We start from the raw sequence: 9839 nt of genomic DNA on the forward strand, positions 1-9839 counted from the left end.
CAACGCAAGGAAATCCGCCTAGCTACTTGCGCCCTTAAACCGACGCCAATATCGGAATGGCCGTCTGGTTCTTGTATTCCTTAAGCACAAGGCTTGACTGCACATCACGCACATTGGGCATGGATAACAGCTTGTGCGTGACGAAATCCCCAAAACTTTCAATATCGCGTGCCAGCGCCACCAGAAGGAAATCCTGCCGCCCGGTCATCGCCCAGCAGGACATGATCTGCGGCAGGTCGTTCATCGCCTTGGCGAAATCCTCTGCCCCTTCTTCGGTGTGGCGTTGCAGTCGGACCTGAATGGTTGCCAGCACGCCAAGCCCTGCCTTCTTGCGATCCAGCAACGCCACCGTCTGGCGGATGATGCCCGATGCCTCAAGCTGCTTGACCCGGCGCAGGCAGGGCGATGGCGACATGCCAACCTTTTCGGCCAGTTGCACATTGCTGATCGATGCGTCGCGCTGAAGGATTTGCAGGATTTTGATGTCGGTCGGGCTTAGCAGCAGATCGGTCATTTTTCGCCCCAAAACTGGTTTATACGGTCACATCTGATCAACCATAACGCATTTTTACCGCGACATCGCGCGAAAATGACATTTGAATTGATGTAAAATGGCGCATGCAGAAAGTCTCATCAGGGAGCAAACGAGGACCGTCATGGACCAGAACAAAAATCTGCGCGGCGATTACAGCCACATCAATGATGACTACACCGTGGCCCAGGACTGGGCATCCTATTCCGGGGCAGAACACGACCTCTGGCGCAAACTTTACGCCCGCCAGAAGGCGATCCTGCCGGGTTATGCCGCCCCCGATTACATCCGCAATCTTGAAAAACTTGATGCTGCCGATGGCATTCCGCATTTCGGCCGGGTCAGTGAGAAACTGCATGCTGCCACCGGCTGGCACCTTGTTGCCGTGCCGGGGCTGGTGCCCGATGATGTGTTTTTCGATCATCTCGCCAACCGGCGCTTTCCGGTGACCGTCTGGCTGCGCAAGCCCGAAGAAATCGACTATCTGGTCGAGCCCGACATCTTCCATGACTTCTTTGGTCATGTGCCGATGCTTTATGATCCGGTCTTTGCCGATTATCTGGCGGCTTATGGTGCCAAGGGGCCTGAAGCCATTGCCAAAGGCGGGCTCAAGAAACTCGCACGGATGTATTGGTACATGGTCGAGTTCGGCCTGATCATGACCGACCATGGATTGCGCGCCTATGGGGCGGGCATGCTGTCATCGCAAACGGAAACCATCTATTCCGTGTCTGATCCAACCCCCAACCGGGTGGCATTTGACCTCGAACGGGTGATGGCAACCGACTATGCGATTGATGATTTCCAGAAAACCTATTTCGTGCTGACCGACTATCAGCAGCTTTTCGATGCGATGGATGCGGATTTTTCGGAAATCTATGACCGCCTCGCCCAGCGTCCGACCATCGATCCGTCGACCACGCTTGCCAGTGATCGGCTTTATCATGTCCACGGGGACGAGGATCACACGATCGCCATGCCATCGGGTGATCCGGCGCAACGTCGTCACGCCTGAGAAGGCGTTTGATATTATGATATGAGCAATATGAAAAATCGGGTCCAACGGCATTTTTTGCCAAAAGACCCGATTTTTTGATTATTCACTAAAAATGAAAAATGCAGGCGATTGCCAAAAATAGCTCAGCAATGGCTCATGGATTTATCGAGCGCCCGGTTAAGCTGCTCGATCACCACCATCGGGCTTGCATCCTTGCTGATAAAATCTGCCGCGCCAAGGGCATCGGCCTGGGCCCGCGTATCGGCATCATAATGGGCCGAGAAGAACAGAACCGGCACCTCGACCGCGTTCGGGAAGCGGCGACGAATCTCGCAAAAGGCTTCAAACCCGCTCATGCCGGGCATTTCAAGATCCAGAATAATCGCGCGCGGATAAAGACCGTCCAGCTGGTCGATCAGATCGTCGGCACAGTCAAACCCTGCCACGTCATACCCGGCACGGCGCAAAACGGTTTCAAGGGCCGCTTTGGCGCTGGGGCTGTCGTCGGCAAACGCAACCAGACCGTCATGTATCGGTCGGGGCGGCACGGCGCTGAGCGCATTCATGGATGGCAATACTCCGAGATTTGGGACAGCCCCAATCTGGCAGATGAAAATGTCAAATTGGTTAAACCCCGCATTTTTTCCCAGAAACCATCACAATCCGGCCAAAGTATAATGGCAGCGACACGCCATAATTATCCGTCCAGCAATCCCACCCTTGGCAGAAAATAACCATTTTTCAGGACGATAACCTTACGGAATACTGATCGATGGTCGGAATATTGACCTAAATAGGTATTTCCATGCCTATTTACGTAATTATGGGCGGGTGCTATAAACACCGCCATGTCGCAGATGCGATATGGAAACATTCTTTCGGGAATTCGGTACGATCCGGCGTAAGCCCACGATCAAGGCCGAAGCTGCCCTCGCAACTGTAAATGCGCCGTTTTGGCGGTGCACAAGCCAGATACCGAAAGATGGCTCTGTTTCTGCCGGACCGGGCGGGGTGTACCGGGCGGAGGGAATCCGTTGTAAAATAGAATCGGCCCAGATCCGAAAAGATCGGACCGCGACCGGGAGAGAGCATGACAGACCCGTTAAAGCTGGCCTCAGAGTTTCCAGCCGCAGATTATGCGAGCTGGCGTCAACTGGCGGAAGCCGGGCTGAAAGGCGCATCCTTTGACAGGAAACTGGTCACAAGGATGCTTGACGGCTTCAACATCCAGCCGCTTTACACCAACGATGATCAGGATGATGCCACCCGCCTGATCCATCAGGTGCTGTGTGCCACGGTCGATGCCGAAGACGCCGCCAGCGGCTGGGATATTCGACAGCTTCATGCCCATCCCGATCCCAAGTCGGTCAATACAGCGATTCTCGACGATCTGGAAAATGGCGCAACGTCGGTTCTGTTGCGTCTGGATGCCGCCGCGCGCGCAGGCGCGGATGTCACATCCGGCGACGCTGGCATTGATGGCATTGCCATTCACTGCCTTGCCGATCTCGATGCCACACTTGACGATGTCTATACCAACCTTGCCACCGTCGCACTTGATGCCGGTGCCACCGCCATCCCGGCCGCCGCCATTCTGGCCGCGCGCCTTGAAAAGGATGCGGAAAACAGCGCCGACGCGGATGACGATTTTGCAAGCGACGCCGCACCGGCCTTTAACATCGATCCGATTGGCACATTGGCCGCAACAGGCAGCCTTCCGGTTTCCGCCGATGATGCCATCAAACAGGCCGCCGATATTGCCGCCGATCTGATCGACCGTTTCCCGCATGCCACCGCCATCACGGTCAATGGCGCGCCGTTCTATAATGCCGGCGCAACCGACGGGCAGGAACTTGCCTGCCTGCTGGCCGGTGGTGTCACCTATCTGCGCGCCCTGACCGATACCGGCATGGTGATTGACCAGGCCGCGGGCGCGATTGCGTTTAATGTTGCGGTCGGCACCGATTTCTTTGCCGGGATTGCCAAACTGCGCGCGCTTCGCCTGATGTGGAGCCGCGTTCTTTCGGCATCGGGTGTGGATGATGCCACCATCACGATCAATGCGGTATCGGCCGAAATGACCCTGTCGAAGGTTGATCCGTGGGTCAATATGCTGCGCACCACCGTCACCAGCTTGAGCGCCGGTCTGGGCGGTGCTGATAGCGTTATCTGCCTGCCCTATGATCATCTGATTGGCCTGCCCGATGGCTTTGCGCGCCGCATTGCGCGCAATACCCAACTGATCCTGCAGGAAGAAAGCAACGTTCACCGTGTGATCGACCCGGCAGGCGGGTCATGGTTTATCGAAAATCTGACCCGCGAACTGGCATCCAATGCCTGGGGCCGGTTCCAGTCACTTGAAGCCAAGGGCGGCATTATCAAGGCCCTTGCCGACGGGTCCCTGCAAAAGGAGATTTCGGAAATCTGGCAGGCCCGCGAAAGCCGCGTTGCCACTCGTCGCGATCCGCTGACCGGGGTGTCGGAATTCCCCAATATCACCGAGGCCAAAGTCACCTGCGATACGCCGGACCTGTCGACGATCCGCAAGGAAGCCAAAGCCCGCCAGACCGGGTTTAAGGGTGCAATCGGCATCAGCCTTGAGGGTCTGATCACGGCCGCCAAATCGGGGGCGACCATCGCACAGATGTATGAAGCCCTTTATGGCAAGGCAGCAGGCACAACCATCGATCCGCTGCCAACCCATCGTCTTTCGGAAAGCTTCGAAACCCTGCGGGATCGTGCTGATGCCCACAAGGCATCAAAGGGCCACTTCCCGCAAATCTTTCTGGCCAATCTGGGCCCGGTTGCCAAGCACACCGCGCGCGCCATGTTTGCCCGAAACTTTTTCGAAGCTGGCGGGATTGAGGCGATCACCAATAACGGCTTTGCCGATGCCAGTGATGCCGCCAAGGCATTTGGCGAAAGTGGTGCCAGGATCGCGGTGATTTGCGGATCGGACCCGCAATATGCCGACATGGCCGCCGATGTCGCCCAAAGCCTTAAACAGGCCGGAGCAACCCGCATTTACCTTGCCGGGCATCCCGGCGATGCCAGGGCCGATTACGAGGCGGCCGGTATCGATGATTTCATTTTTATCGGGGCGGATGTTCTTGCGATCTGCGAAACAGCCCTTTCACATCTGGGGGTAAAATAACCATGACCCGGATTCCGGACTTTTCCGATCTGCCGCTGTTTGATCGTGCTACTTCCGGCCCGACCAGCCCGGTAAACACCGCCCCCTGGACCACCCCCGAAGGCATCGATGTCAAAGCCGTCTTTGGCGCGGATGATCTGGCGGGACTGGATCATTTAAACACCATGCCGGGCATGCCGCCCTTCCTGCGCGGCCCCTATCCGACCATGTATGTCCAGCAACCCTGGACCATCCGGCAATATGCCGGTTTTTCGACCGCCGAGGAATCCAACGCGTTTTATCGCCGCAACTTGGCGGCCGGGCAAAAGGGCCTGTCGATTGCCTTCGACCTTGCCACCCATCGCGGTTATGACAGCGACCATCCACGCGTAACCGGTGATGTCGGCATGGCCGGTGTGGCAATTGACAGCATCTATGACATGCGGACCCTTTTTGATGGCATTCCGCTCGATCAGATGTCGGTCTCCATGACCATGAATGGCGCGGTTCTGCCGGTGATGGCGCTTTATATCGCAGCTGCCGAAGAACAGGGTGTGAAGCATGAACAGCTTTCAGGCACCATTCAGAATGACATTCTGAAGGAATTCATGGTCCGCAATACCTATATCTATCCGCCGAAACCCTCGATGCGGATCATTTCGGATATCTTTGCCTTTACCTCGCAAAACATGCCGAAATTCAACTCGATCTCGATTTCCGGCTATCACATGCAGGAAGCCGGGGCGACGGCGGATCTTGAACTGGCCTATACCTTGGCCGATGGCATCGAATATGCCCGTGCCGGGCAGGCCGCCGGACTTCCGATTGATAAATTCGCGCCGCGTCTGTCGTTCTTCTGGGCGATTGGCATGAATTTCTTTATGGAAATCGCCAAAATGCGGGCTGCGCGCATGATCTGGGCCAAGCTGATCAAACAGTTCGATCCGCAGAGCCCCAAATCGCTGTCATTGCGGACACACAGCCAGACATCGGGCTGGTCACTGACTGCCCAGGATGTGTTTAACAACGTCATCCGCACCTGTGTCGAGGCGATGGCATCAACACAGGGCCACACCCAGTCGCTTCACACCAACGCCCTTGACGAGGCATTGGCCCTGCCGACCGATTTTTCGGCGCGCATTGCGCGTAACACGCAGCTTTTCCTGCAACAGGAAAGTGGTACGACCAAGGTCATCGATCCGTGGGGCGGGTCCTATTATGTCGAACGCCTGACCCGTGATCTGGCGGAAAAGGCATGGGCCCATATCCTTGAGGTCGAAGAACAGGGCGGCATGGCCAAGGCAATTGAAGCCGGCATTCCGAAAATGCGCATCGAAGAAGCCGCTGCCCGCACACAGGCCCGCATCGATAGCGGCCGACAGACACTGGTGGGCGTGAACAAATACCGTGCGACGGATGATCGCCCGGTCGATGTTTTGCAGGTCGATAACGCCGAGGTCCGCCGTCAGCAGATCGCCAAGCTGGAACGTCTGCGTGCCGAACGCAACAATGCGGATGTTGAAGCCGCCCTTACCGCCCTGACCAATGCCGCCGATCAGGGCAGTGGCAATCTGCTTGAACTTGCCGTGCAGGCCGCCCGGTCGAAATGCACGGTGGGTGAGATTTCCGACGCGCTTGAAAAGGTCTATGGCCGTCATCAGGCGGTGATCCGGTCGATTTCGGGGGTCTATAAAACCGAAGTCGGTGCCGGTAACGAGGCACTGGACAAAGTCGATCGGCTGGTAAACGAGTTCGAACAATCTGAGGGCCGCCGCCCGCGCATCCTGATTGCCAAGATGGGGCAGGACGGGCATGACCGCGGCCAGAAAGTCATTGCGACGGCCTTTGCCGATCTTGGCTTTGACGTCGATATCGGCCCGCTGTTCCAGACACCCGAAGAAGCCGCCCGACAGGCGGTTGAAAACGATGTCCATATCGTCGGTGCCAGTTCGCTTGCGGCCGGTCACCTGACCCTTGTGCCGCAGCTTCGTGCCGAACTGGACAAACTAGGCCGCGAAGACATCATGATCGTCGCCGGTGGTGTTATCCCGCCGCAGGACTTTGACAAACTTTACGAAGCCGGGGCAGAGGCAATTTTCCCGCCCGGAACCGTGATTGCCGAAGCTGCCTGTGACCTGTTAGAAAAGCTGAAGGAATCAACGTCCGAGGAAGCGGCCTGATTGTGAAGGCAAGATCGTGACAGAAACCGCGCCAAAGAGTGCACCCCCAAATGCACCGGAAACACTGCGCACCATATCGGGCGGCCCCAAGGGCCAGCCCCGCAAAACGGTGCGCAGGCGGGTTCTTTCAACCGACCAGATTGTCGATGGCATTCTGGCTGGTGACCGCACCATCCTGTCACGCGCGATCACACTGGTCGAAAGCCGCAATGCCAGACATTTTGATCAGGCGCAGGATGTTCTTTCGCGCCTGATGCCCCATACCGGCGGGTCACAGCGGATCGGCATTACCGGCGTACCCGGTGTCGGAAAATCCACCTTTATCGAGGCTTTTGGAAAAAACCTGACCAAGGCCGGTAAAAAGGTCGCCGTGCTGGCGGTTGACCCGACAAGTGCGCGGTCAGGTGGTTCGATCCTGGGTGACAAGACCCGGATGAACGAACTTTCCATCGATCCCAATGCCTATATCCGCCCATCGCCCAGCAGCGGCTATCTTGGCGGGGTCAATCGCATGACCCGCGAAACCATTTTGCTGTGCGAGGCAGTCGGTTTTGATGTGGTGCTGGTCGAAACCGTCGGGGCCGGTCAAAGCGAAACCATGGTCGCCCAGATGACCGATTTCTTTCTGGTCCTGATGCTGCCCGGTGCCGGGGACGAATTGCAGGGCATCAAGAAAGGCGTCCTTGAAATCGCCGATCTGATCGCGGTCAACAAGGCCGATGCCGACCCGGCCAAGGCCCGCGAAGCCAAACGCGAATATTCATCCGCCCTTCGTATCCTCCAACCCAGCAGCCATCATTGGCGGCCGCAATCGATCATGGTTTCGGCCCTGATCAATGATGGGCTTGATCAGGTCTGGGATCTGATCAACCAGCACCGCACCATCATGGAAAACGAAGGCGAGTTCACTGCCAAACGGGCGCGTCAGCAACGCGACTGGATGTGGACCATGTTGCGTGACCGGTTGCTTGAAACATTTACCGCCCGCCAAGATGTTGCCGGACGCCTCAAAGCCCTTGAAGCCGATGTGCTGGCCGGTTCAACCAACCCGACCGCCGCGGTCGAGGAAATGCTTGGGCTGATCAAATCCCCGCAAAAATAAAGGCCGCACAGAAGTGCGACCTTTGATCGGATAGCTCATCGCAGCAGGTCTTATTTCTTTTCGCCAGCCGCTTCGAGTTTTGCCTTGAGAACCTTAAGCTTTTCGACAGCTTCGTTGATTTCAGTATCAAGATGCGCAAGGTCTTCACGTTTGTCACGCGGCATGGCTTCGATCTCGTTCAAAGCTTTTTCGATGATATAAAGCAAATTCTGTCCTCCGTTATTGGCTGCCGGTTATATGACAGCTCGAAATTTCTTTGTCTTAAGCAGGCCGTAATTCGGCCTGTCATAATCGCCGCTGTCATAGCCCGGTTTGCAATCAGTCCCCATGATCCTGATCAACAATCCGGTCAAGCCGGGTCAACGGCTTATTGGTGGCGCACCCGTTTTAGTGCGCACCAATGAGCCGCCCGGATCGTATGCCGGACCCGCACGTTATTCTACCCAAAACAGGGGTAAAGAAACAGGGATACAAGACAATGTCTGGTGAAAAAAGACCGGCAGGCTTAACCGTTGGTGGCAGGCTGTTCGAGTTTGTCTTTGAGGATTTTCAGATTTTGCGCCGTTGATTTCATCACGGTTTCAAGACGTGACAGTTTTTCACGGGCATCGCGCGATACGGCTTCGACTTCGTCCAGCGCACTTTCGATGACATACAGCATTTCCACACTCTCCTGCCCGAACCATTCGTTCGGGTCGTTTTATTGTGATTGGACCTTATGAAGGTGGGCGGGAAATTCGCTGAAACATTGTCGGAATTAAGCCAAATTGGCCTTAATTCGCCGATCCTGCTGTTGGCAGGGCAAACCTGATCTGTGATTTTTGACCGGCATGATGTTGCGGTTTGTGTTAAAAGCCGCGCACTTGATTTCATGAAACGGGATAATCGGCAAATGACGCATCTGGTGCTTGCACCAATGGAAGGACTGGTCGACTGGCGCGTTCGGCAATTGCTGAGTGCGACAGGCGGGTTTGACCTATGCGTGACCGAGTTTATCCGTGTGTCGCAAAACCTGTTTCCGGCCCATGTGTTTTACCGTTATTGCCCCGAATTGCTTCAGGGCGGCAAAACCGCATCGGGCACGCCGGTTCTGGTGCAGTTGATGGGACATGATCCCGAATTGATGGGCGAAAATGCCGCCTTTGCCGCGTCCCTTGGCGCACCGGGGATCGATATCAATTTCGGCTGCCCGTCAAAGACCGTGAATAAACGCGAAGCCGGTGCATCGCTTTTGAAATGCCCAGACAATCTTTTTAACATTGTTTCGGCCGTTCGCCGTGCGGTTCCCGACCATATTCCGGTCAGTGCGAAAATCCGTCTTGGTTATGCCGACAAGGAACTGTTTCTGGACAATTCGCGCGCGGTCGAGGCCGCCGGTGCCCAGCACCTGACCGTGCATGCGCGCACCAAACTGGAAGGATACAAACCGCCCGCACATTGGGAATATCTGGCGCGCATCCGCGACGCCATTTCAATCCCGATGACAGCCAATGGTGAAATCTGGACGGTCGCGGATTACGCGAAATGCCGGGATATTTCCGGTTGCACGTCCTTCATGCTGGGCCGCGGCGCCATTGCCGCCCCCGACATCGCCAATCGCATCAAGGCGTTTGAAGCCGGTGAGATCCTTGAAAAGCAAAGCTGGTCCGATGTCCTGACGATGCTTTTGACCTATATCGATCTGATGAATGCCGATGACACCACCGAAAACCATCAGGCCGGGCGCATCAAGCAATGGGTGGCGATGATCCGCAAGGGGCATGAACAGGCCGCCGACTGCTTTGACGAGGTCAAACGCATTCGCGACATTCACGAGCTTCGCGCCAAACTGACCGCTGATCGCGACAACCCGGAAAATCAGCGGCCAAATGTTCCAATTGCCGCCGAATAGCCGG

Annotated in this window: 9 protein-coding genes and 1 riboswitch; of the genes, 5 read left to right on the forward strand and 4 right to left on the reverse strand. The window is 56.3% G+C overall.

Annotation, left to right across the window (positions count from 1 at the left end):
• Positions 1 to 34: 34 nt before the first annotated feature.
• Entirely contained in the window at positions 35 to 514 is a 480-nt protein-coding gene (locus TH468_RS15740; protein ID WP_085645564.1) for an Lrp/AsnC family transcriptional regulator, read from the reverse strand.
• Positions 515 to 656: 142 nt separating this feature from the next.
• On the opposite strand from TH468_RS15740, the gene phhA reads away from it, so the two are divergent.
• Positions 657 to 1547, forward strand: a complete 891-nt coding sequence (phhA, locus tag TH468_RS15745; RefSeq protein WP_085645565.1) for a phenylalanine 4-monooxygenase — start codon at positions 657 to 659, stop codon at positions 1545 to 1547.
• 125 nt (positions 1548 to 1672) lie between these two features.
• On the opposite strand, the gene TH468_RS15750 is transcribed toward phhA, so the two are convergent.
• Positions 1673 to 2095 carry a response regulator gene (locus TH468_RS15750; RefSeq protein ID WP_037986992.1) on the reverse strand — a complete coding sequence of 141 codons (423 nt, stop codon included), beginning with the start codon at positions 2093 to 2095 and terminating at the stop codon, positions 1673 to 1675.
• A gap of 313 nt (positions 2096 to 2408) precedes the next feature.
• A riboswitch (cobalamin riboswitch) is annotated at positions 2409 to 2507 on the forward strand.
• Between the two features lie 112 nt (positions 2508 to 2619).
• Between TH468_RS15750 and TH468_RS15755 the strand changes: the two genes are divergently transcribed.
• From TH468_RS15755 to meaB, 3 genes are read left to right on the forward strand one after another with little or no spacing between them, the layout of a single operon-like run.
• Positions 2620 to 4683, forward strand: a complete 2064-nt coding sequence (locus TH468_RS15755) for a methylmalonyl-CoA mutase family protein (protein ID WP_085645566.1) — start codon at positions 2620 to 2622, stop codon at positions 4681 to 4683.
• A gap of 2 nt (positions 4684 to 4685) precedes the next feature.
• Positions 4686 to 6842: a methylmalonyl-CoA mutase gene (gene scpA, locus TH468_RS15760; RefSeq protein WP_085645567.1), complete on the forward strand. Its 2157-nt coding sequence runs from the start codon at positions 4686 to 4688 to the stop codon at positions 6840 to 6842.
• Positions 6843 to 6858: 16 nt separating this feature from the next.
• On the forward strand, positions 6859 to 7944 hold the full coding sequence (gene meaB, locus TH468_RS15765) for a methylmalonyl Co-A mutase-associated GTPase MeaB (protein WP_139834734.1): 1086 nt from the start codon (positions 6859 to 6861) through the stop codon (positions 7942 to 7944).
• A gap of 50 nt (positions 7945 to 7994) precedes the next feature.
• Here the strand turns inward: meaB and TH468_RS21645 are convergent, their stop codons facing one another.
• Positions 7995 to 8150 (reverse strand): hypothetical protein, encoded by a 156-nt coding sequence (locus TH468_RS21645; protein WP_156484587.1) that lies wholly within the window; start codon positions 8148 to 8150, stop codon positions 7995 to 7997.
• A 299-nt stretch (positions 8151 to 8449) separates the two neighbouring features.
• Positions 8450 to 8605 carry a hypothetical protein gene (locus TH468_RS21650; protein WP_156487991.1) on the reverse strand — a complete coding sequence of 52 codons (156 nt, stop codon included), beginning with the start codon at positions 8603 to 8605 and terminating at the stop codon, positions 8450 to 8452.
• Between the two features lie 231 nt (positions 8606 to 8836).
• On the opposite strand from TH468_RS21650, the gene TH468_RS15770 reads away from it, so the two are divergent.
• Positions 8837 to 9835: a tRNA-dihydrouridine synthase gene (locus TH468_RS15770; RefSeq protein ID WP_168177159.1), complete on the forward strand. Its 999-nt coding sequence runs from the start codon at positions 8837 to 8839 to the stop codon at positions 9833 to 9835.
• Positions 9836 to 9839: the final 4 nt, after the last annotated feature.

Source organism: Thalassospira sp. MCCC 1A03138, assembly GCF_002115785.1.
Taxonomy (GTDB): Bacteria; Pseudomonadota; Alphaproteobacteria; order Rhodospirillales; family Thalassospiraceae; genus Thalassospira.

What these genes read in the sequence shown, in the direction of transcription:
- TH468_RS15755 (WP_085645566.1), top strand. Translation starts at nt 2,620, where the DNA reads ATGACAGACCCGTTAAAGCTGGCCTCAGAGTTTCCAGCCGCAGATTAT.
- TH468_RS15740 (WP_085645564.1), bottom strand. Translation starts at nt 514, where the DNA reads ATGACCGATCTGCTGCTAAGCCCGACCGACATCAAAATCCTGCAAATC.
- phhA (WP_085645565.1), top strand. Translation starts at nt 657, where the DNA reads ATGGACCAGAACAAAAATCTGCGCGGCGATTACAGCCACATCAATGAT.
- TH468_RS15770 (WP_168177159.1), top strand. Translation starts at nt 8,837, where the DNA reads ATGACGCATCTGGTGCTTGCACCAATGGAAGGACTGGTCGACTGGCGC.
- TH468_RS15750 (WP_037986992.1), bottom strand. Translation starts at nt 2,095, where the DNA reads ATGAATGCGCTCAGCGCCGTGCCGCCCCGACCGATACATGACGGTCTG.
- TH468_RS21650 (WP_156487991.1), bottom strand. Translation starts at nt 8,605, where the DNA reads ATGCTGTATGTCATCGAAAGTGCGCTGGACGAAGTCGAAGCCGTATCG.
- scpA (WP_085645567.1), top strand. Translation starts at nt 4,686, where the DNA reads ATGACCCGGATTCCGGACTTTTCCGATCTGCCGCTGTTTGATCGTGCT.